The organism is Jannaschia sp. W003 (assembly GCF_025144335.1).
GTDB lineage: Bacteria > Pseudomonadota > Alphaproteobacteria > Rhodobacterales > Rhodobacteraceae > Jannaschia.
On the sequence record NZ_CP083539.1, the window covers coordinates 2,309,716 to 2,332,312 of the forward strand.

Below are 22,597 nucleotides of genomic sequence, written 5' to 3' on the forward strand. Positions count from 1 at the left end.
GCGCCGCGCCTCCCCGTTAAGGCTCGGGACATGACCGACCTGCCCCACTTCGACTGGCCCGAGATGCTGCCCGGCTGGGTCTGGCTCGTGGGGGCCGGCCCGGGCGATCCGGGGCTGCTGACGCTCCACGCGCTGCACGCGCTGCGGCAGGCGGACGTGGTGGTGTACGACGCGCTGGTCTCGGAGGCGGTGCTCGAATGGGCCGCGCCGGGGGCGGAGCGCATCTACGCCGGCAAGCGCGGCGGCAAGCCTTCCCCCAAGCAGCGCGACATCTCGCTGCGGCTGGTGGCCCTGGCGCGGGCCGGGCGGCGGGTGCTGCGGCTGAAGGGCGGCGATCCCTTCGTGTTCGGGCGCGGCGGGGAGGAAGCGCAGACGCTGGTGCAGCACGGCGTCCCGATCCGCATCGTGCCGGGCATCACCGCGGGCATCGCGGGGCTTGCCTATGCGGGCATCCCGGTGACGCACCGCGACGTGAACCAGTCCGTGACCTTCGTGACGGGGCACGACGCCACCGGCAAGGCGCCAGCCTCGCTGGACTGGGGCGCGATCGCGCGCGGGTCGCAGGTGATCGTGATCTACATGGGGATGAAGCACCTCGGGGCAATCCGCGACGCGCTCGTCGCCGGGGGCCGCGCGGCGGACGAGCCGGTGGCGATCACGTCGACGGCCACGCTCGCGGAACAGCGCACCGTGGAGACCACGCTGGCGCGTTGCGTCGAGGATGGGGAGGCGGCGGGACTCGCGCCCCCGGCGATCATCTGCGTGGGGCGGGTGGTGCGGCTGCGGGACGTGCTGGACTGGCAGGCGCAGGCGGCGGGGGAGGCGCCGCGCGACCTCGATCCGCTCGGGCGCGGGCGGCCGGCGGAGAGTGCGTGACGGGGGGCGAGGTGAGGGGTAGCGCTTCCGGTCGGGCGACGGTGCATGTCGATGGCCGAGACCCCGGCTCGAGGCCGGGGCGTGTGACGCGAACCGTCCCCCTCCCTCATCTTGCCGGAAATACCGAGGGGGTTCGCAGGCTTCTCGGGATCGGTCCAGTGGACCGATCCGCCTGCGGACGGGCGAAGCCCCGGACGTGTGCAGCGCGGGGGCAAAGCCCCCTCCCGCGCCCCCACCCATGCCCGGCCTCCTGATCGCCGCGCCCGCGTCGGGCGCCGGCAAGACCACCGTGACGCTGGGCCTCCTGCGCGCCCTGCGCGACCGGGGCGAGGCGGTGCGCGGCGCCAAATCGGGGCCGGACTACATCGACCCGCGCTTCCACGAGGCGGCTAGCGGCGCCCCCTGCCCCAACCTCGACGCTTGGGCGATGGACGCCGCCACCCTGCGGGGCCTCGCCGCCGGGCCCGGCACGCTGGTGGTCGAGGGCGCGATGGGCTTGTTCGACGCGAGCGCGGACGGGCGCGGCTCGGCGGCGGACGTGGCGAAAGCGCTTGGCATCCCCGTCGTGCTGGTGATCGACGCCGCGCGCATGGCGCAGTCGGTGGCGCCCCTCGTGGCGGGGTTCGCGGCGCACGACCCCGGGACGGAGGTCGCGGGCGTGATCCTGAACCGCGTCGGGTCGGACCGTCACGAAGCCATGCTGCGCGAGGCCTGCCCGCTGCCGGTGCTGGGCGCGATCCGCCGCGACCGGGCGCTCGCCCTGCCCTCGCGCCATCTCGGGCTGGTGCAGGCCGAGGAGCGGGACGATCTCGACGCGCTCCTCGCCCGCGCCGGACAAGCGGTCGCGGAGGCGGTCGACCTCGATGACCTGCTCGCCCTCGCCCGCCCCCTACCCGACGCCCCGCCGCCGCTCTTCGCGCCGCCCGCGCAGCGCATCGCCGTGGCCCGCGACCGGGCCTTCGCGTTCAGCTACCCGCACCTGCTCGAAGGCTGGCGCCGGGCGGGCGCCGAGATCGCGGTCTTCTCGCCCCTCGCCGACGAGCCGGCGCCCGAGGCGGGGCTGGTCTACCTGCCCGGCGGCTACCCCGAGCTCCATGCGGGACGCATCGCCGCCGCGGGTCACTTCCTCGGCTCGCTGCGGGGCCGGCGGGTCTGGGGCGAGTGCGGGGGCTTCATGGTGATGGGCGACGCGCTGACGGACGCTGAGGGCCACGCGCACCGCATGGCGGGCCTCCTGCGGCTGGAGACGAGCTTCGCCGAGCGCCGCCTCCACCTCGGCTATCGTGCTCTGCGCGCGCGGCACGGCCCGCTGGAGGGCCGCTGGGCCGCGCACGAGTTCCACTACGCCACCACGCTGCGTGCCGAGGGCGTGCCGCTATTCGAGGAGGCCTCGGATGCGGCCGGCGCGCGGCTGGCGCCCATGGGGCTGCGCGAGGGGCCGGCCTTCGGCTCGTTCGCGCATCTGATCGCGCCCGCGCCCGCGCTGGACCCTGCCGCGGCGGCCCCGTAAGCCTCGGGAATGACGGCGATCCCCGATTCACTCAATGCCCCGGACGACCGCGCCGCGCGGCGCAACGTCGCCGTGCTGGTGGCCGCGCAGGCGTTCCTCGGGGCGCAGATGCCGCTGCATTTCGTGGCCGGGGGGCTGGCCGGGATGTCGCTGGCGCCCACGCCGCTGCTGGCGACGATGCCGATCTCGGTCACGGTGTTCGCGTCGATGACCACCGCGCCGTGGATCAGTCCGCTGATGCAGCGCTTCGGGCGCCGCGCGGGCTTCGTGATCGGCGCATTGGCGGGCGCGGCGGGGGCGCTCCTGTGCGCCTTCGGCCTGCTCTGGGCCTCGTTCGCCACGTTCCTGCTCGGGTCGTTCGGCATCGGCGTCTACATGAGCGCGCAGGGCTTCTACCGCTTCGCCGCTGCCGACACCGCGTCGGACGCGTTCAAGCCCAAGGCGATCTCCTACGTGATGGCCGGGGGCCTCCTGAGCGCGCTGATCGGACCTCAGCTCGTGAAGGCCACGGCGGACGTGACCGCCGTCCCCTTCGTGCTGACCTACGTGGCCGCCGTGGCGGTGAACCTCGTGGGGCTGCTCCTGTTCTTCGGGCTGCGCATCCCGCGCCCACCCCGGCCCGAGCCGGGGGCGCGGCGGGGCCGCACGCGGCGGGAACTGCTGCGCGATCCGGCGATCGCGGTGTCGATCGTGTGCGCCATGGTGGCCTACGCGCTGATGAACCTCGTGATGACATCCACGCCCCTCGCCGTCGTTGGTTGCGGCTTCGCCACCGGGCACGCCGCCGACATCGTGTCCGCCCACGTGCTGGCGATGTTCGCGCCCTCGTTCTTCACCGGCCACCTGATTGCCCGCTTCGGCACCGCGCGGATCGTGGGCACCGGGCTGGCCCTCCTCGCGGGCGCGGGGCTGTTCGCGCTGGCCGGCACGGAGCTCGTGAACTTCTACGGCGCGTTGATCCTGCTCGGGCTCGGCTGGAACTTCGGCTTCATCGGCGCGACCACGATGCTCACGCGCCACCACGCCCCCGAGGAGCGGGGCACGGTCCAGGGGCTGAACGACGCGCTGGTGATGGGGATGGTGACCGTCGCCTCGCTGTCGTCGGGCGGGCTGATGAACGCGGCCGCCTCTACGGTGGCGGGGTGGACGGCCGTGAACCTCGCGATGGTGCCGTTCCTGGCGCTCGCCGCCGGGTCGCTCGTCTGGATGCGCCGCCGCACGGCCTGACGGCGGAACCCTCGGCGGGCCGCGCCGTTGCGGCCCCATGCTTCCCTCTCTCCTCGCCGCCCTCGCCCTCGTCCTCGTCCACTGGATCACGCCGCAGCTGCGCTTCCTGTCGAACCGCCCCCGCTCGCGCTGGCTCAGCTTCGCGGGCGGCGCGTCGATCGCCTACGTTTTCCTCCATCTCCTGCCCGAGATCGCCGAGGGACACGAGCTGTTGGTCGAAGAGACGGGCGAGGCCCCGCTGGGCGGCTTCGGCATCTGGCTCGTGTCGCTGGGCGCGCTGCTCGCCTTCTACGGTGTGGAGCGGGCGGTCCAGTCGCGAGAACTGCGCGCGGATGCCGAGAAGGACCACGAGTCCCACCCCGGCGTGTACCGCGTCCACCTCGCCAGCTTCGCGCTCTACAACCTCGTTACCGGCTACCTTCTGGTGGATCGCGGCGCGGGCGAGCACGGGCTGCTGCCGCTCGTCACCTACGCCGTGGCGATGGCGCTGCACCTGCTCATCACCGACTTCGGCCTGCTTGAGGCGTTCCGCGCCGGATACCTGCGCCACGGGCGGCCGATCCTCTCGGCGGCGGTGCTGCTGGGCTGGGGCATCGGCGCGGCGACCGAGGTGCCCGAGCTGTGGATCGCGCTGGTGATGGCGGCCCTCGGCGGCAGCGTGATCCTCAACGTGCTGAAGGAGGAGCTGCCGAAGGAGCGGGAGTCCCGGTTCTCCGCGCTCCTCCTCGGCGCCGCCGCCTTCGCGCTGCTGCTCTGGCTGGAGGGCTAGCTGCGGCCCTTCCACGGGACCAGCACCGACTCGGCCTTGCGCATCAGGATGTCGATGCCGAAGCCGATCACGCCGATCAGGATGATGCCCATGACCACGATATAGGTCTGCTGGAACTTCGACGCGGTGGTAATCATCATTCCCGCGCCCACGTTCGCGGCCACCAGCTCGGCGGCCACCACGGTGCCCCAGCAGACCCCCATCGCCACGCGGGCGGCGGTGAAGATCTCCGGCAGGCTGTTGGGGATGATGACGTGGCGCAGGATCTGCCACTTCGAGGCGCCAAGACTGTAGGCCGCGTGGACCTTGGTGATGTTCACGCCCGAGACGCCCGCGCGCGCGCCGATGGCCATGATCCAGAGGGCGGCCAGGAACAGCAGGACGATCTTGCCGGTCTCGTCGATGCCGAACCAGATGATGACCAGCGGGATCAGGGCCAGCGGAGGCACCGGGCGCATGAACTCGACGATGGGGTCGAACCAGCCGCGGAACCAGTCGCTTAGGCCCATGGCGTAGCCCAGCGGGATGCCGACGAGGGCGCCGAGGGCGAAGCCCACCAGCACGCGGAACAGCGAGTAGCCCAGATGCTCCCACAACGTCGAGTTGCGGAAGCCGTCGGTGGCCACCTCCACGGCTGCCTGCACCACCCGCTCGGGGCTGGGCAGGTAGAGGGGCTGCATCTGGTAGCCCTGGAAGGGCACGAAGTTGAGCGAGCCACGCTCGGTCATGGTCACGCGGCCCTCGGGGAAGCGGACCGTGGCGTTGGCCTCGATCGGCTCGCCGTTCACGGCGACCACGCGGTAGCCGTCGACGTCGCCGCCCGCGTCGTTGCGCTCCACCCGCAGGATCTTGGAGCGGTAGATGCCCAGCGTGTCCGCATCATTGAGGGCGAAGCCGTCGCCCGGCTCGACCACCGGCGTCTCGACGTCGGCGCCCACCTCGTGGACGCGCACCACCACCTCGGCGTCGTCGCGGTCCCCGGCCGCGGTTTCGGCGGTGTAGGTGAAGCGCGCGTCGCCCTGGAACGGGCCGGGCACGTGCAGCGGCGACAGGGCCGAGCCGGTGAAGGCGGCCCAGATCAGGAACAGCACCAGCACCGAGATCACCGAGGCCCAGCGGTTCGGGCGCACGGCGCTCTCGTCGCCGAAGGTCACGGTCTTGAGCGAGGTGTAGTCGCGCCGCCGGAAGCGCGCAGTCGCGGCGCCCACCACGAGCATGGAGGCGACGAAGAGGGCCACGTAGGCGGCGGCGATCAGCAGTCCGGTCATGTCAGGCGTCCTCCGTCCGGCCCATGATCTCCTCTTCCATTTCCCAGATCATCGAGAGGATCTCCTCGCGAACGCGCCCGAACTCGGGGTCCTTCTTGACCTGGCGCAGGTCGGCGCTGACGCCGGCCTCGGCGAAGGGCAGACGGTACTCGCGGTGGATGCGCCCCGGCCGCGGGGCCATCACGAGCAGACGCTCGCCCAGCAGCAGCGCCTCCTCCACGGAGTGGGTGATGAGGATGATGGTCTTGCCGGTCTCCTTCCAGAGCTCCAGCACCAGGCCTTGCATCTTCTCGCGCGTCAGCGCGTCGAGCGCGCCGAGCGGCTCGTCCATCAGGATCACGTCGGGGTCGTTGGCGAGGCAGCGGGCCAGGGCCACGCGCTGCTGCATGCCGCCCGACAGCTCGTAGATCGCCTTGTCCTTGAAGTCCGCCAGCCCGGTGATCTCCAGCAGGCGGTCCGCGGTGGCACGGCGCTCGGCGACGGGCGTGCCGCGCATGCGGGGCCCGAACTCCACGTTCTCACGCACGCTCATCCACTCGAACAGCGCGCCCTGCTGGAACACCATGCCGCGCTCGGCGTCGGGGCCGCGCACGTCGTGGCCGTTCAGGATCACGCGTCCCTCGGTGGGGGCCAGGAAGCCGGCCACGATGTTCAGGAGCGTGGTCTTGCCGCAGCCCGAGGGCCCCAGCACCGACATCAGCTCCCCCGCCTGCAACTGCAGCGAGACGTCCTTGAGCGCCTGCACGTGGGAGCCGTTGGGGAGGTCGAAGCGCATCGAGAGGTTCTCGATCGCGAGGCCGGTTGCCGGGCCTGTCGTCATGGCGGTCCCTTCCTCGCCCCGCGGGCGGGGCGCGCGGGTGGATGGGGTGCCGGGGGGCGGCGTCGCCCCCCGGCGGAGCGGATCACATGCTCGAGGCGTCGTTCAGCGGCCCGGTGTTCACCGCGTCCTCGTAGCTGTCGAGCGCGGACGGGATCGAGCCCGCCTCCACGAACACGTCCGAGACGCCCTTCATGAAGGTGGCCGCGTTGCCGCCGAGCCACTTCTCGGAAAGCTGCTCCTCCATGGTGGGGAACTCGAAGGTCGACATCGACTGCGCGGCGGCCTCGGGCTCCATGCCCGACTCCTGCGCGATCTTGGCGAGCATCTCGTCGCTCTGGGACTCGGCCCACTCGGCGTTGGCGTCCGCGGTCACCTTCACGAACTTGGCCATCAGCTCAGGGTTCTCGGCGATGAAGTCGGCGGGCGCCGAGGTCACGTCGAAGACCAGGATGCCCAGCTCCTCCTTCTCGGCGCCGGTCAGCAGCGTGTTGCCGGCCTCCTTCATGCGCGCGAGGCCGCCGCCCCAGCCGCAGGCCATGCCCACGTCGCCCTGGTTCAGGGCCGCGGCGCCGGTCGGCGGGTCCATGTCGACGACGTCGAGCGAGGCCACGTCCACGCCGAAGTGGTCCATCTGGCGCAGGAAGCCGTAATGGGCGGCGGTGCCCAGCGGCACGGCGACCTTCTGGCCGGCGAGGTCGGCCACGGTGTCCTTGTCGATCTCGAGGTCGGAGCGCACGACGCAGTTGTCGTTCTCCGAATAGCTCACGGCCACGTCCACGATCTCGAGGTCCTGGCCCGCGGAGGTGGCGACCACGAAGGGCGGCACGCCCTGGGAGACGGAGATGTGCACGTCGCCCGAGGCCATGGCGGCGGACATCGCGGTGCCGGTCTCGAAGCTGACCCACTTCACGGGGATCCCGAGCGCCTCGTCGTAGGCGCCGTCGGCCTTGGCGGCGAGGAAGGGCATGGGCCATTCCAGGAAGTAGCCGACGGTCAGCTCCTCGAGGTGGGCGTCGGCGTGGGCGGCCTGGGCGGCGGCGATCGCGGCGAGGGCCGTGGAGGCGGCGAGGAAGGTTCTCTTGAGCATGGGGCTCTCCTTGTTGGATCGGAGCCGGCGGCGGCCGCCGCGGCTCCCGGTGCCCGGCTCGGGCCGGGTCGTTGTTGGGGGGTCGCCCCCCTCGGGTCCATGAGTGACCGGCGCGGCCCCCCCTGTCCAGACCGGAGGCCCCCGCGGGGAGGGCCGGTCCGCGAAATCCTAGGAAGACGCCTTCCGTTCGCGCAACGGCGCCGGCAGACTGGACTCAAGGCAATTGATCGGCTGGCATCATCGGCGCGCCCCGCTTCGGTGCTAGGCGCAGGGCATGAGCGGCGCGCGCGGGCGCGCCCGCGGGGAGGACACCCATGAAGGATTTCACGCAGAACGACCTGAGCGCCGTGGTGGAGGCCGACCGCCGCCACGTCTGGCACCACCTCCTGCCCCACAAGCCGCTGGAGACGACCGATCCGCGGATCATCGTCGAGGGCAAGGGCATGCGGGTCTGGGACGGGCTCGGCAAGGAGCATCTCGACGCCACCTCGGGCGGCGTGTGGACCGTGAACGTCGGCTACGGGCGCACCGAGATCGCGGACGCCGTGCGCAACCAGCTCGTGCAGCTCAACTACTTCGCGCAGACCATGGGCTCCATTCCCGGCTCGCTCTTCGCGGAGCGGCTGATCGAGAAGATGCCCGGATTGAGCCGCATCTACTACGCGAACTCCGGGTCCGAGGCGAACGAGAAGGCCTTCAAGATGGTGCGCCAGATCGCGCACCGCCAGCACGGCGGCCGCAAGTGGAAGATCCTCTACCGCGAGCGCGACTACCACGGCACCACCATCGCCAACCTCTCGGCCGGTGGCCAGGACGAGCGCAACGCGCAGTACGGCCCCTTCACGCCCGGCTTCGTCCGCGTGCCGCACTGCCTGGAGTACCGCGCCGAGGCGCAGGGCTGGGGCGACCTCTCGGGCGAGGCCTACGGCCGCCGCGCCGCCGACGCCATCGAGGAGGTGATCCTCGCCGAGGGCCCCGACACCGTGGGCGCGCTGTGCCTCGAGCCGATCACCGCCGGCGGCGGCGTCATCACGCCCCCGCCCGGCTACTGGGAGCGGGTGATGGAAATCGTGCGCAAGTACGACCTGCTCCTGCACATCGACGAGGTCGTCTGCGGCGTGGGCCGGACGGGCAAGTGGTTCGGCTACCAGCACTACGGCATCGAGCCCGACTTCGTGTCGATGGCGAAGGGCGTGGCCTCGGGCTACGCGGCCATCTCCTGCCTCGCCACCTCGGAGCGGGTCTTCGAGATGTTCAAGGACGACCCTTCGGACCCGATGGGCTACTTCCGCGACGTGTCCACCTTCGGCGGCTGCACCGCCGGGCCGACCGCGGGCCTCAAGAACATGGAGATCATCGAGCGCGAAGGCCTCCTGGAGAACACCGTCCGAATGGGCGAGCGCCTCGTCGCCAACATGGAGGCACTGTCGGAGAAGCACCGCGTGATCGGCCAGGTGCGCGGCAAAGGCCTCTTCGCGGGCGCCGAGCTGGTCGCCGACCGCACCACCCGCGAGCCGGTGCCCGAGGCGCAGGTCAAGGCGGTGGTCGCGGACTGCATGGCGCAGGGCGTGATCCTCGGGGCCTCGAACCGCTCGCTCCCGGGCTTCAACAACTGCCTGCTGTTCTCGCCCGCCCTCATCGCCACCGAGTCCGACATCGACGCCATCACCGGCGCCGTGGACGAGGCGCTGGGCCGGGTGTTCGCCTGACCCGCGGGCGGGCGGGCCCCGGCCCGCCCGTGCCGTTGCGGGCGCCCGGACGCGGGCGCTAGCCTCGCCCCGATGCCCATCCCGGCCGAATCCTTCGCGCTAGACCCCGCGCATCCGGGCACGCTCCAGCGGCAGGTGCGCGAGCTGGTGGTGGACGGCATCCTCGCGGGGCGCTTCCGGCCCGGCGACCGGATGCCCTCGACCCGGGGCCTCGCGCGGCACCTCGGGATCAGCCGGATCACCGTGACGCTCGCCTATGCCGACCTCGTGGCGGGCGACTACCTCGACGCGCGCGGCCGCTCAGGAACCTTCGTCAGCCGCGACGCCCCGAGTCCCGCCGCCGCGCCGTCCCGCCCCGCGTCCCCGCCGCCGCCCGAGGCGCGGGTGGACTGGAGCCGCGCCCTCGGCCCGCGCTTCCCCGCCCCCCGCGCCCCCGAGCGGCCCGCGGACTGGCGCAGCTACCGCTTCCCGTTCATCTACGGCCAGACCGACGCGCGCCTGTTCGACCACGCCAACTGGCGCCGCTGCGCGCTGCAGGCCTTGGGCGCGCGCGACTTCAACGCCATGACCGAGGACAGCTACGGCCGCGACGACCCCCTGCTGGTCGAGCAGATCGCCACCCGCATCCTGCCGCGCCGGGGCATCCTCGCCGGGCCGGGCGAGATCCTCGTGACCATGGGCGCGCAGAACGCCCTGTGGCTGGTGGCGCAGGTGCTGCTGACCCAGCGCCGCCTCGCCGTGATGGAGGACCCCGGCTACCCCGCCCTGCGCGAGATCCTGGAGCTGTCGCGCTGCTCCCTGCGCGCCGTGGCCGTGGACGCGGACGGCCTGCCGCCCGAGGCCGTGCCCGCGGCCACGGACGTGCTCTTCGTCACCCCCTCGCACCACTGCCCCACCGCCGTCACCATGCCCACCGCCCGGCGCCGCGCGCTCCTCGCGCGGGCCGAGGCCGAGAACTTCCTCGTGGTCGAGGACGACTACGAATTCGAGCTGGCCTTCCTCGCCCCGCCCTCGCCGGCGCTCAAGTCGCTCGATCGCGCGGGGCGGGTGATCTACATCGGCTCCTTCGCGAAGTCGCTCTTTCCGGGCCTGCGCCTCGGCTACGTCGCCGCCGCCGAGCCGCTGGTGGCCGAGCTGCGGCGCCTGCGCTCCCTCGTGCTGCGCCACCCGCCGGGCCACCTGCAGCGCGCCGCCGCGCATTTCCTGGCCGAGGGGCACTACGACGCGCAGGTCACGCGCATGACCCGCGCCCTGCGCGAGCGCCGCGCCGCCGCCGTCTCGGCCCTCGCAGACTGCGGCCTTGCCCCCGAGAGCAGCAGCGCCTTCGGCGGCTCCTCGCTGTGGATGCGCGCCCCCATCCACGTGCGCGCGCGCGACCTGGCCGAGCGCCTGCGCCCCGCCTCCGTGCTGATCGAGCCGGCCGACGCCTTCCGCGCCGCGCCCGCGCCCGGCCCCTTTTACCGCCTGGGCTACGGCGCCATCGGCCCGGACCGCATCCCCGAGGGCATCCGCCGCATCGCCGAGACCGCCGCGCGCATGGCCTGATCTGGACCGACCGGCCCCGCCGCGCTGGCCCTATCGGCCGCTTGACCGCCCCGGTAGAGGACGGCAGACCGTGGGGAAGCGGGCCGGCGACCGGGCCCCGATTTCCTGCAGACGCGGCACGGCCGGCGCACGCCCGGCGAGGGGAGACAGCCATGAAGATGACCACCGAGGAGGCCTTCGTGAAAGTCCTCCAGCGCCACGGCATCCGCCACGCCTTCGGCATCATCGGCTCGGCCATGATGCCGATCTCGGACCTGTTCCCCACGGCCGGGATCACCTTCTGGGACTGCGCGCACGAAGGCTCGGCGGGGTTCATGGCCGACGGCTACACCCGCGCCACCGGCGAGATGTCGATGATGATCGCCCAGAACGGCCCGGGCATCACCAACTTCGTGACGGCCGTGAAGACCGCCTACTGGAACCACACGCCGCTGCTGCTGGTGACGCCGCAGGCCGCCAACAAGACGATCGGCCAGGGTGGCTTCCAGGAAGTCGAGCAGATGAAGCTGTTCGAGGACATGGTCGCCTACCAGGAGGAGGTCCGCGACCCCTCGCGCATCGCCGAGGTGCTGGCGCGCGTGATCGCCAAGGCCAAGCGCCTGTCGGGCCCGGCCCAGATCAACGTCCCCCGCGACTTCTGGACCCAGGTCGTGGACATCGAGATCCCGGAGCCGGTCGAGTTCGAGCGCTCGCCCGGGGGCCGCCAGTCCATCCGCCAGGCCGCCGAGCTGCTGTCCTCGGCCAAGTTCCCGGTCATCCTGAACGGCGCCGGCGTGGTGCTGTCCGAGGGCGGCATCGACGCCTCCCGGCGCCTCGCCGAGCGGCTCGATGCGCCAGTCTGCGTCGGCTACCAGCACAACGACGCCTTCCCCGGCTCGCACCCCCTCTTCGCCGGCCCCCTGGGCTACAACGGCTCGAAGGCGGCGATGGAGCTGATCGCGAAGGCCGACGTGGTGCTGGCCCTCGGCACCCGTCTGAACCCCTTCAGCACCCTGCCCGGCTACGGCATCGACTACTGGCCCCGGGACGCCAAGGTGATTCAGGTCGACCTGAACCCCGACCGCATCGGCCTGACCAAGAAGGTCGCCGTGGGGATCGTGGGGGACGCGGCGCAGGTCGCCGAGGGCATCCTCGAGAGCCTCGCGGACGGCGCCGGGGACGCGGGCCGCGACGACCGCCGCGGCCTCGTCGCCGACACCAAGTCCCGGTGGAAGCAGGAGCTGTCCTCGCTCGACCACGAGGAGGACGATCCCGGCACCACCTGGAACGAGCGCGCCCGCGCCGACAAGCCCGACTGGATGAGCCCCCGCATGGCGTGGCGCGCAATCCAGTCGGCCCTGCCGCGCGATGCGATCATCAGCAGCGACATCGGCAACAACTGCGCCATCGGCAACGCCTACCCGGACTTCGACGCGGGCCGGAAATACTTGGCTCCCGGCCTCTTCGGCCCCTGCGGCTACGGCCTGCCCTCCATCGTGGGCGCCAAGATCGGGCAGCCGGACGTGCCTGTGGTGGGCTTCGCCGGCGACGGCGCGTTCGGCATCGCGGTGAACGAGCTGACCGCGATCGGGCGCGAGGAATGGCCCGCGATCACCCAGATCGTGTTCCGCAACTTCCAGTGGGGCGCCGAGAAGCGGAACTCCACGCTCTGGTTCGACGACAACTTCGTGGGCACCGAGCTGGACGACGGGGTGGACTACAGCAAGATCGCCGAGGCCTGCGGCCTGCGCGGCGTGCGCGTTCGGACCCAGGACGAACTGCGCGACGCGCTGTCCGAGGCCATCGACGCGCAGATGAAGCGCGGCGAGACCACGCTGATCGAGGTGCTGCTGAACCAGGAGCTGGGCGAGCCCTTCCGCCGCGACGCCATGAAGAAGCCGGTGCGCGTGGCGGGCATCTCGAAGGACGACATGCGGATCGCCGCGGAGTGATCCGCCGGGGGGCCGGGCCTCAGGCCAGCGCGCAGGTGATCACGGCGGCGTCCACGATGTCGTCCACCCGCGCGCCCCGGCTCAGGTCGCAGACCGGGCGGCGGAAGCCCTGCAGCACGGGGCCCACCGCCTGCGCGCCCGCCAGTTCCTGCGCCAGCTTGTAGGCGATGTTGCCCGCGTCCAGCGAAGGGAAGACCAGCACGTTGACCGCCTCCACCGCCACGCCCTTGCGCCGGCCCACCTCCGGGTCGAGAGCGGCGTCCGCCTGCACCGGCCCGGCGAAGCCGGTCGCCTCGGCGGCGGCGCGCACGGCGTCCACGCTCGGCCCCGTGCCGGACGTGCCGGTGGAGAAGCTGAGCAGCGCCACCTCGGCCCGTCCCAGCAGGCGCCGCGCGCTGGCGGCCGACGCCTGCGCGATGGCCGCCAGTCCCTCCGCGTCGGGCGCCACGGTCACGGCGCAGTCGGCCCAGATCATCTCGCGCCCGTCGCGCAGGCGCATGAGGAAGAACGACGAGGGCGCCGCGATGCCCTCGGCCAGCCCGATGCCCATGGCGGCGGCCTCGATCACTCGACGCGTGGGCGCGTCGGCCCCGGCCACCATCGCGTCGGCCTCACCGGCGGCGACCATCGCCGCGGCGCGCATCAGCGGCTTGCGCAGGAGCCGCCGGGCCATGCCCTCGGCCATGCCGCGCGCCTCGACCAGCGCGGCGACCTGTGCCTCGCTCGGCTCCGCCAGCGGCACGGCCAGGCACAGGCCTTCCGCGGTCAGCCGCGCGGCCGCCTCGGCCACCCGCGGCTCCGCCAGCTCGGGGAACACCACGCGCGCCGCGCGCCTCCGGGCCGCAGCCCTCGCCTCGTCCATCACGCTCATCGCCCCGGGAGACCCAAGATGACCGAGACCGTCAAGATCAACCGCGGGCTGAAGGGCATCTATTTCGAGCGCTCCGGCGTCAGCCACATCGACGGCGCGAAGGGCGAGCTGCTCTACCGCGGCCATACCATCCACGACCTCGCCGAGCACGCCACCTTCGAGGAGGTCTGCTACCTGCTGATCCACGGCGACCTGCCGGACCGCGACGCGCTGGAGGCGTTCGACGCCGAGTTGCGGCAGGGCCGCGCCGTGCCGGACGCCGTGCTGGACGTGATCGCGACCTGCAAGGCGGGGCACCCGATGGACGTGCTGCGGACCGCCGTCTCGGCCCTTGCCGCGCTGGAGGACGGCACCGACGACGCATCCGAGGAAGGCTTCCTTCGCAACGGCATGCGCCTCATGGCGCAGGTGCCGACGCTGATCGCCGCCCACGAGGCGATCCGGAACGGTCGCGACCCCGTGGCGCCGGACCCCGCGCTGGGCCACGCCGCGAACTGGCTGTGGATGCTGAAGGGCGAGCGCCCGTCCGAGGACGCCGCGCGCCTCGCGGACGTGGACCTCATCCTCCACGCCGAGCACGGGGCGAACGCATCCGCATTCGCGGCCCGCGTGGTGGTGGGGACCGACGCCGACCTTCATGGCGCGATCACCGCCGGGCTCGCGGCCCTCGCCGGCCCGGCCCACGGCGGCGCCGCCGAGGACGTGATGAAGATGGTGCGCGAGATCGGCGCGCCCGAGAACGCAGCCGACTACGTGAAGGCGAAGCGCGCCGCGCGCGAGCCCGTCACCGGCTTCGGCCACCGCGTCTACCGCGCCGAGGACCCCCGCGCCCGCCACATGCGCGAGGGCGTGCGGAAACTGGGCGAGGAGATGGGCGCGCCGGAATGGTACGAGATCCTCCAGGCCGTGGTGGAGGCGATGAAGCCCTACAGCCGCCACGGGCTGAACGTGAACGTCGATTTCTACTCTGGCGTGATCTACCAGCTCCACTCCATCCCGATGGACCTCTACGTGCCCATCTTCGCGATCGGCCGCATGCCCGGCTGGATCGTGCAATGCCTCGAGCAGCGGCGCCGCAACATCCTGATCCGGCCCCTGACGCTCTACGACGGCCCGGACGCGCGCCCGTGGGTGCCTCTGGAGGACCGGTGAGCGCCGCGTCCCGCCGCCGCGCCCCCTTTCGGGCGGCGCACCCGCGCGCTTACATGCGTGGCGCCGGAAGGGGACCGCTATGACCGAGCCCGAGATCGACCTGCACCCCCGGACCGGCGACGCGGTGCGCAAGACCACCTGCTACATGTGCGCCTGCCGCTGCGGGATCGACGTGCACGTCAAGCGCGACGCCGAGGGCGTGGAGCGCGTCGCCTACATCGACGGCAACCGCGATCACCCGGTGAACCGCGGCGTGCTGTGCGCGAAGGGCTCCGCGGGCATCATGCAGCACAACGCGCCCTCGCGCCTGCGCGCGCCCCTCAAGCGCACCGGCCCCCGCGGCTCCGGCGAGTTCGAGGAGATCACCTGGGACGAGGCCTACGAGATCGCCGTCGGCCTGCTGAAACCGATCCGTGAGACCGACCCCTCGAAGCTCGCCTTCTTCACCGGGCGCGACCAGTCCCAGAGCTTCACCTCGTGGTGGGCACAGGCCTTCGGCACGCCCAACTACGCGGCGCACGGCGGCTTCTGCTCGGTGAACATGGCGGCGGCGGGCATCTACACCATCGGCGGCGCCTTCTGGGAGTTCGGCCAGCCCGACTGGGACCGCACCAAGCTGTTCGTGCTGTTCGGCGTGGCCGAGGACCACGACTCGAACCCCCTCAAGATGGGCATCGGGCGGATCAAGGCGCGCGGCGCCCGCGTGGTCGGCGTGAACCCGGTGCGCTCGGGCTACAACGCGGTGGCCGACGACTGGTTCGGCGTCACCCCCGGCACAGACGGGCTGTTCATCCTCTCGGTGGTCCACTGCCTCCTGAAGGCGGGCCGCGTGGACCTGCCCTACCTGCGCGACTTCACCGACGCCCCCGTGCTGATCGACGCGCGCGAGGGGCCGACGAAGGGCTTGCCGCTGAAGGACGACGACGGCCACGCGCTGGTCTGGTGCCGCCGGGAGCAGCGCCCCCGCTGCTTCGACGGCGACGGCGTGGACCCCGACCTCAACGGCGCGTGGGAGGACGGCGGCGTCACCCACCGCACCGTGTTCCACCACATGGCCCACAAGTATCTGCGCGCCGACTATGCCCCCGAGGCGGTGGCCGAGCGCGTCGGCATCCCCGCCCCCCGCATCCGCGCCTTCGCCGCCGAGATCGCCCGCGTGGCCTTCGACGAGGCCTTCGAGCTGGAGCGCGAGTGGACCGACTTCCGGGGCCGCGTCCACAAGACGATGCAGGGCAGGCCCGTCAGCTTCCACGCCATGCGCGGCATCTCGGCCCACGCCAACGGCTTCCAGACCTGCCGCGCGCTGCACATGCTGCAGGTGCTGATCGGCAGCGTGGAGGCGCCCGGCGGCTTCCGCTTCAAGCCGCCCTATCCCAAGCCGGCCACGGCGCACCCGAAGCCCCACGCGGGCTTCAACCCCGGCGCGCCGCTGAACGGCCCGCATCTCGGCTTCGTGCATGGCCCCGACGACCTCGCCCTGATGGAGGACGGCACGCCCGCGCGCATCGACAAGGCGTTCTCCTGGGAGAACCCCATGTCGGCCCACGGGCTGATGCACATGGTGATCTCGAATGCCCACGCGGGCGATCCCTACCGGATCGACACGCTGTTCCTCTACATGGCGAACATGGCGTGGAACTCGTCCATGAACACGTCCGGCACCATGGCGATGCTGGCCGACACGAACCCCGACGGCTCCTACGTGATCCCGAACATCATCTACTCCGACGCCTACTCGTCGGAGATGGTGGCCTACGCCGACCTCGTGCTGCCCGACACCACGTATCTCGAGCGCCACGACTGCATCTCGCTCCTCGACCGCCCCATCTGCGAGGCCGAGGCCGCCGCCGACGCGATCCGCTGGCCCGTGGTCGAGCCGGACCGCGACGTGCGGGGCTTCCAGTCCGCGATGATCGACATCGGCGCCCGCCTTGGCCTGCCTGGCTTCGTCAAAGACGACGGCAGCCAGAAGTTCGCGGACTTCGCCGACTACATGGTCCGCCACGAGCGGCGCCCCGGCGTCGGCCCCCTCATGGGCTGGCGCGGCGAGGACGGCGCGCAGACCGGGCGCGGGGCGCCGAACCCGGACCAGCTCGCCCGCTACATCGAGAACGGAGGCTTCGCGGTCGCGGACATCCCCGACGAGGCGCAGTTCATGAAGCCGTGGAACAAGGCCTATCAGGACTGGGCCGTGCGGATCGGCCTCTACGACAAGCCGACCCCTTACCTCTTCACCCTATGGTGCGAGCCCCTGCGCCGCTTCCAGCTCGCCGCCGAGGGCTTTGGGGAGCGCCAGCCGCCCGACCACCTGCGCGCGCGCATCCGCGAGACCTTCGACCCCCTGCCGATCTGGTGGGACCCGACCGAGGCGCACGGGACCGAAGCGCGCTTCGACACCGTGGCGCTGACCCAGCGCCCCATGGCGATGTACCACTCCTGGGGCACCCAGAACGCCTGGCTGCGCCAGATCCACGGCCGCAACCCGCTCTACGTCCCCACCGCGATCTGGGAGCGCGAAGGGTTCCGCGAAGGCGACTGGGCCCGCGTCGCCTCGCCCCACGGCGAGATCGTCGTGCCCGTGGCCCACATGCCCGCCCTGAACGCCCGCACGGTCTGGACCTGGAACGCCATCGGCAAGCGCAAGGGCGCCTGGGCGCTCCACGACGACGCTCCGGAAGTGAACAAGGGGTTCCTCCTGAACCACCTCATCCACGAACTGATGCCCCCCCGGGCCGACGGGATGCGCTGGTCGAACTCCGATCCGATCACCGGCCAGGCCGCCTGGTTCGACCTCAAGGTCGAGGTGCGCCACTGTCCCGCCCCCGCGGACGCCCGCAGCCAGCCCCACGTCGCGCCGCAGGCCAGCCCGGTGGGCAAAGGTCCGGAGGTCGTCGCATGGAAGGTCTGACCCCGATGCGCCCCTCATTTTGCCCGAAATACCTCGGGGGCCCGGGGGCGGAGCCCCCGGCGCTTCCCATATGCGGGACCAAGCCATGACCGCCCTGCCCCCGCCGTCCCAGAAGAAGCTCGGCCTCGTCATCGACCTCGACACCTGCGTCGGCTGCCACGCCTGCGTGATCGCCTGCAAAGGCTGGAACACGCAGAACTACGGCGCGCCCCTCAGCGACCGGAACGCCTACGGCGACAGCGAGGGCACCTTCCTCAACCGCATCCACGCCTACGAGGTGCAGCCCGACCCCACCCTCGCCGAGGCCGTCCCCCCGCGCCTCGCGCAGACCGTCCACTTCCCGAAGTCCTGCCTCCACTGCGAGGACGCGCCCTGCGTCACGGTCTGCCCCACGGGCGCCTCCTACAAGCGCGCCGAGGACGGCATCGTGCTGGTGAACGAGGACGCCTGCATGGGCTGCGGCCTGTGCGCCTGGGCCTGCCCCTACGGCGCGCGCGAGGTCGACGAGCTGGCCGGCGTCATGAAGAAGTGCACCCTGTGCGTGGACCGCATCTACAATGAGACGCTGGAGGAGGTGGACCGCGTCCCCGCCTGCGTCCGCACCTGCCCCGCCGGCGCCCGCCACTTCGGCGACCTTGGCGACGCGGAGTCGGACGTCTCGAAGCTGGTCGCGGCGCGCGGCGGCGTCGACCTCATGCCCGAGCAGGGCACGCGCCCCGTGAACAAGTACCTCCCCCCGCGCCCCAAGGACACGCTCGGCGCCCCCGTGATGGAGGGCGACGAGGACGTCCTCGCCCCGTTCCTGGCCCCCGTCTACGCCGAGACCGGCGATGCCGAGCCGGCGGGCTTCCTCGGCTGGCTCGACCGGGCGCTGGAGCGGATCTGAGATGCACCCCGCGCCTTCCGTCATCCTCTTCTCGTCGCTCTCGGGCGCCGGCTTCGGCCTCCTGTTCTTCCTCGGCCTCATGCCCGACCCGCCGCGCGGCTGGGTGGCCTTCGTGTTCTTCCTGGTCGCCTACGCCCTCGCCGTGGGCGGCCTGCTGGCGGCCACCTTCCACCTCAAGAACCCCCGCAACGCCTGGAAGGCCTACCGCGAGTGGCGCACCTCGTGGCTCAGCCGCGAGATGTGGGCCGCCATCGCCGCGCTGCTGACCATGGGCCTCTACGCCGCCGCCCTCGTGTTCCTCGACCTGCACGTCGCCCCCTTGGGCTGGCTCGGCGCCGCGCTCTCGATGCTGACCGTGTTCACCACCTCGATGATCTACGCCCAGCTCCGCGCCGTGCCGCGCTGGAACCAGCCCGCGACCCCGGCGATGTTCCTCGCCTACAGCCTCGCCGGCGGCGCGCTGCTCGCCGGTCAGGCCACGCTGGCGGGCGTGCTCCTGCTCCTCGCCGGCGCGATAAACGTTTGGCATTGGTGGAAGGGCGACCGGCGCTTCGCCGAGGCCGGCACCACGATCCGCACCGCGACGCGCCTCGACGGCACCGTCACCCTGTTCGAGAAGCCCCACACCGGCGACAACTACCTGACCCGCGAGATGGTCTTCACCGTCGCCCGCCGCCACGCCGCCAAGCTGCGGATCATTGCGATCCTCCTCGCCTCGCTGATCCCGGCGGCCATGATGCTGCTGACCCTGCACCACTGGACGGCGGCGGTGGCCGTCCTCCTCCACATCGCCGGCGTCGGCGTCGCCCGCTGGCTGTTCTTCGCCGAGGCCGAGCACGTGGTGGGCCTCTACTACGGCGCGCATCTGGACCGGCAGGCGGCGTAAGGCGCGACGCCGCTTTCGCGCAGACCTCTTTGAACGGACGGCCTTGGAATGCGCTGCGCGTGACAATGTCACCCGCTCCGCGCCGTCCTTCCCGGCGCCACGCGGACGGTGTGCCATTAGGCACCGCCGGCCAAATTCCTCCCGCAGCGCAAAGAGATCACCATAGCCGTACCTTGTTGCGGACAGAAAGGCGATCTAGTCCGCCGATGCCGGTTTCGCTCTCGCGACGCGTCCAGGAGGATTGCCGAATGCTCAACGACCATGGCTTCGGTCAGGACTCCCGTCGCGCACCCGCCGATTCCGCGGTCACCGAGCTGGGTGGCACCCGCGTCCTCGAAATCGCCGCCCAGAGCTCGCACGACTTTCTCGACGCGGCGTTCGCAGCCTATGCGCGCCGGCAAGTCTTCGCGATCTCGCGGCCCGACACGTCGCTCCGCGGCATGGTGGGTTCGGTCGAGCGGCTGGAGCTTCCCGAACGGCCCCGCCTCGGATGGGGCCATCCCTCCCACGAGCCGTCCGACGCGACGGACGCCGCGCAGATCGTCTTCACCTCGGGCACCGAAGGCCCGCCGAAGGCCATCGTGCTTAGCCACCGCAATCTCGCCGACGTGGTGGAACGCCTCAACGCCATCATGGAACTGACCGGGGAGGTACGCGAGTACGTCGGCGTTCCGGTGACCTACTCCTTCGGCCTTGGGCGCGCGCGCGCCGTGGCGGCGGTGGGCGGCCAGATCTATCTGCCCGAACGGTTCGACCCAGCGGAGATCGGCCGGATGCTCGCGCGCGGCGAGATCAACGCCGCCTCGGCCGTGCCCTCGCTTTGGCGGCTCGTGCTCGCGAACCGCGATGCGATCGGCGCCGCGGGTTCGCAGATGCGCTGGATCGAGATCGGCAGCCAGTACATGTCCGGCCCGGACAAGTCGGCGATGCGCGAACTCTTCCCCAACGCGCGGATCGTCCAGCATTACGGCCTGACCGAGGCTTCGCGCTCGACCTTCCTCGACGTCTCGCGTGCGCCCGAGATGCTTCTGGACTCGGTGGGCCGTGCGGCGGGATCGGTCGCGCTGAAGATCGCGCAGGACGGCGCCGTGCACATCCGCGGCGACCACATCGCCCTTGGACGCCTCGGACCGGGCGGCACGGTCGTTCCGCTGACCGAAGGAGAAGGTTGGCTGGCCACACGCGATCGCGGCGAGATCCGCGAGGACCACCTCTGGTACCTCGGCCGCCTCGACGACCAGATCAACCTGGCGGGCATCAAGGTCGGTGCCGAGATGATCGAACGGGCGGTCGCCGAAATCGTACCTGCGGCTGCGGGGCGCATCGCCGCCGCCGCCCTCTCCGATCCCGCGCGCGGCGAGGTCGTCCTGCTGGCCTACGAGGAGGACACCGCACAGTTGGCCCCGGTCATTGAGGCCGCAGCGCGTACGGTGCTCGCGCGAAGAGGAATCGAAGCACCCGGAGCCCTCCGCGTCATGGCCGTGGACGCCCTGCCGCGCACTGGAACAGACAAGATCCGGCGCGCGGCGCTGCCGGCCCTGTGGGAAGAGATCCAAGGCGACGCGGTCGCCACGGATGTGACTCCGGGCGCGGACCTTACCGACGACGAAGCGCGCGTCGCGGCGGTGTGGCAGCGTGTGCTCGGACCGGTGCCGCTCTCGCCCGAATCCTCATACTACGATGCGGGGGGGGACTCGCTGTCCTCCGTCCAGATCGGCCTGGTGATGGAGGCCGAAAGGTGGTCGCGGAAATCGGTGCGCGCGACCCTCGAGGGCCGCACGATCGGGGAGATCGCAGGCTTGGAAGGGGTGGTCCCCTTCTCCGAAGAACCCTTGGGGGCCGATCCCGCAACCGCCGCACCAGCCCACGCGTCGGATACCCTGCCGGATCGGACCGTGCGCAACTGGTCGGTCTCGATCGCACGCGGGGTGATGGCCCTCTCCGTGCTCGTTTCGCACTGGGGTCCGGGCCTGTTCGGCGCACTCGGCGTCGGAGATTTCGTCGAACGCTGGTTCTCCACGATCTATCGCGCAGGCACACCCGGCTTCGCCGCGGTGTTCGGCATCGGCGTCGGCTTCTACATGCTTCCGGACTTCGCGGCGCGGCGCGAAGGAATCTTCCGGCGCATGGCGACCTCGTTCCGCCTCGTTGCGACCGGCCTCGTACTGCTCGCCTTCATCGATCTCCTGAACGGATACATGGCCGGCGAACAGATCGGCACGCGCAGGTTCGCGAACGCGTTCTACGGAGTGCTGGCCTACTATGCCTTCATCCTCGGCACGGCTCGGTACTGGCTGCCGGCGCTGGCAGCGCTGCGCGACCCGCGCATCGTCCTCGTGCCGCTGGTTCCAGCGTTCTGGATCGCGTGGCAAGGCTCCGCGGTCATCCTGCCCGGTGATCAGTTCGACATTCTCGAGATCGCGCGCCTCATGGCAGGGCAAGGTGGTTACAACGTCTTCAAGATGACCATGGTAGCGGCGGCGGGAGCCGCGATCGGCTACTGGATCGCACGTCAGGACGATACCCGCGCATTGTCCGGCACCCTCCTGCTGGGAGGGGGGTCCGCCGCGGCGCTCTGCTTCCTAGCGATGGGCCAGGTGGGAGGCTTCGACAACCTTGGCGATCGAGATAGTATGGCCTTCACCTCAGTACCCGGCCTGATGTTCTACGTCGCGGCCGCGGCGACGCTCATCGGCGGCGGGATGCGGATCCTGCCGTACTGGGAACGGCTCTCGCACGCGGTCCGTCTGCCCCTTAAGTTCCTCGTCGTCGCCGGCAGCTTGGCCCTGCCGATATACGTGCTGCACCAACTGGTCATTCCCGGACGCAACCTCCTGCTGCACGCCGGGTTGCCGAACCTTCCCGCACTTGCCCTGGCCATGTCGCTCTTCCTTACGGCGATGGGCTATGCGGGGCGCCGCTTGTGGCGAATGTACTTCGGCTAAGTTGGCCGGGCCCGACGGGATCGAATCCAACCAGCAACCCCTACGATCGTCGTTGCGGTACCGCGGCGAGGCGTTGCCAGCGGACGTAGGTCCGGGGGCAAACACACGGTTCGAACGGGGTCATCCCGTGAACCGCTTCGAGGCTCCAACCCAGCCGAGCCTTGACCGAATCCCACCACCGTGAAAATCTCCCCCCAGATTTCACGG

16 protein-coding genes are annotated in these 22,597 nt (G+C 71.5%); 12 read left to right on the forward strand and 4 right to left on the reverse strand.

The window, feature by feature from the left end:
• Positions 1-30 precede the first annotated feature (30 nt).
• The 4 genes from cobA (at position 31) to K3554_RS11315 (ending at position 4,382) form a co-directional block, all read left to right on the forward strand.
• Complete coding sequence (gene cobA, locus K3554_RS11300) at positions 31-876, forward strand: uroporphyrinogen-III C-methyltransferase (protein ID WP_259940292.1); 846 nt, start codon at positions 31-33, stop codon at positions 874-876.
• Between the two features lie 238 nt (positions 877-1,114).
• Positions 1,115-2,386, forward strand: a complete 1,272-nt coding sequence (locus K3554_RS11305; protein ID WP_259940295.1) for a cobyrinate a,c-diamide synthase — start codon at positions 1,115-1,117, stop codon at positions 2,384-2,386.
• Between the two features lie 9 nt (positions 2,387-2,395).
• On the forward strand, positions 2,396-3,613 hold the full coding sequence (locus K3554_RS11310) for an MFS transporter (protein WP_259940297.1): 1,218 nt from the start codon (positions 2,396-2,398) through the stop codon (positions 3,611-3,613).
• A gap of 37 nt (positions 3,614-3,650) precedes the next feature.
• Positions 3,651-4,382, forward strand: coding sequence for a hypothetical protein (locus K3554_RS11315; RefSeq protein WP_259940298.1), 732 nt, complete (start codon positions 3,651-3,653; stop codon positions 4,380-4,382).
• On the opposite strand, the gene K3554_RS11320 is transcribed toward K3554_RS11315, so the two are convergent.
• From K3554_RS11320 to K3554_RS11330, 3 genes are all read right to left on the reverse strand, one after another.
• Entirely contained in the window at positions 4,379-5,641 is a 1,263-nt protein-coding gene (locus K3554_RS11320) for an ABC transporter permease (RefSeq protein WP_409197353.1), read from the reverse strand. The two genes, K3554_RS11315 and K3554_RS11320, sit on opposite strands and share 4 nt — an antisense overlap.
• 10 nt (positions 5,642-5,651) lie before the next feature.
• The gene (locus K3554_RS11325; protein WP_259940302.1) at positions 5,652-6,470 is read right to left on the reverse strand and encodes an ABC transporter ATP-binding protein; all 819 of its coding nucleotides are present in this window, start codon (positions 6,468-6,470) and stop codon (positions 5,652-5,654) included.
• 82 nt (positions 6,471-6,552) lie between these two features.
• Positions 6,553-7,557: an ABC transporter substrate-binding protein gene (locus K3554_RS11330; RefSeq protein ID WP_259940304.1), complete on the reverse strand. Its 1,005-nt coding sequence runs from the start codon at positions 7,555-7,557 to the stop codon at positions 6,553-6,555.
• Between the two features lie 314 nt (positions 7,558-7,871).
• On the opposite strand from K3554_RS11330, the gene K3554_RS11335 reads away from it, so the two are divergent.
• From K3554_RS11335 to xsc, 3 genes are all read left to right on the forward strand, one after another.
• Positions 7,872-9,266, forward strand: a complete 1,395-nt coding sequence (locus K3554_RS11335) for an aspartate aminotransferase family protein (protein ID WP_259940306.1) — start codon at positions 7,872-7,874, stop codon at positions 9,264-9,266.
• Positions 9,267-9,338: 72 nt separating this feature from the next.
• Complete coding sequence (locus tag K3554_RS11340) at positions 9,339-10,811, forward strand: PLP-dependent aminotransferase family protein (protein WP_259940308.1); 1,473 nt, start codon at positions 9,339-9,341, stop codon at positions 10,809-10,811.
• 152 nt (positions 10,812-10,963) lie between these two features.
• The gene (xsc, locus tag K3554_RS11345) at positions 10,964-12,742 is read left to right on the forward strand and encodes a sulfoacetaldehyde acetyltransferase (protein WP_259940310.1); all 1,779 of its coding nucleotides are present in this window, start codon (positions 10,964-10,966) and stop codon (positions 12,740-12,742) included.
• A gap of 19 nt (positions 12,743-12,761) precedes the next feature.
• Here the strand turns inward: xsc and K3554_RS11350 are convergent, their stop codons facing one another.
• Positions 12,762-13,613, reverse strand: a complete 852-nt coding sequence (locus K3554_RS11350; protein WP_259940313.1) for a phosphate acyltransferase — start codon at positions 13,611-13,613, stop codon at positions 12,762-12,764.
• 18 nt (positions 13,614-13,631) lie between these two features.
• On the opposite strand from K3554_RS11350, the gene K3554_RS11355 reads away from it, so the two are divergent.
• From K3554_RS11355 to K3554_RS11375, 5 genes are all read left to right on the forward strand, one after another.
• Positions 13,632-14,765 carry a citrate/2-methylcitrate synthase gene (locus K3554_RS11355; protein ID WP_259940316.1) on the forward strand — a complete coding sequence of 378 codons (1,134 nt, stop codon included), beginning with the start codon at positions 13,632-13,634 and terminating at the stop codon, positions 14,763-14,765.
• Positions 14,766-14,844: 79 nt separating this feature from the next.
• Positions 14,845-17,673 carry a molybdopterin oxidoreductase family protein gene (locus K3554_RS11360; protein WP_259940318.1) on the forward strand — a complete coding sequence of 943 codons (2,829 nt, stop codon included), beginning with the start codon at positions 14,845-14,847 and terminating at the stop codon, positions 17,671-17,673.
• An 85-nt stretch (positions 17,674-17,758) separates the two neighbouring features.
• On the forward strand, positions 17,759-18,559 hold the full coding sequence (locus K3554_RS11365) for a 4Fe-4S dicluster domain-containing protein (RefSeq protein WP_259940320.1): 801 nt from the start codon (positions 17,759-17,761) through the stop codon (positions 18,557-18,559).
• 1 nt (position 18,560) lies between these two features.
• Entirely contained in the window at positions 18,561-19,445 is an 885-nt protein-coding gene (locus K3554_RS11370) for a DmsC/YnfH family molybdoenzyme membrane anchor subunit (RefSeq protein ID WP_259940322.1), read from the forward strand.
• Between the two features lie 248 nt (positions 19,446-19,693).
• On the forward strand, positions 19,694-22,390 hold the full coding sequence (locus K3554_RS11375) for an AMP-binding protein (RefSeq protein WP_259940324.1): 2,697 nt from the start codon (positions 19,694-19,696) through the stop codon (positions 22,388-22,390).
• Positions 22,391-22,597 lie beyond the last annotated feature (207 nt).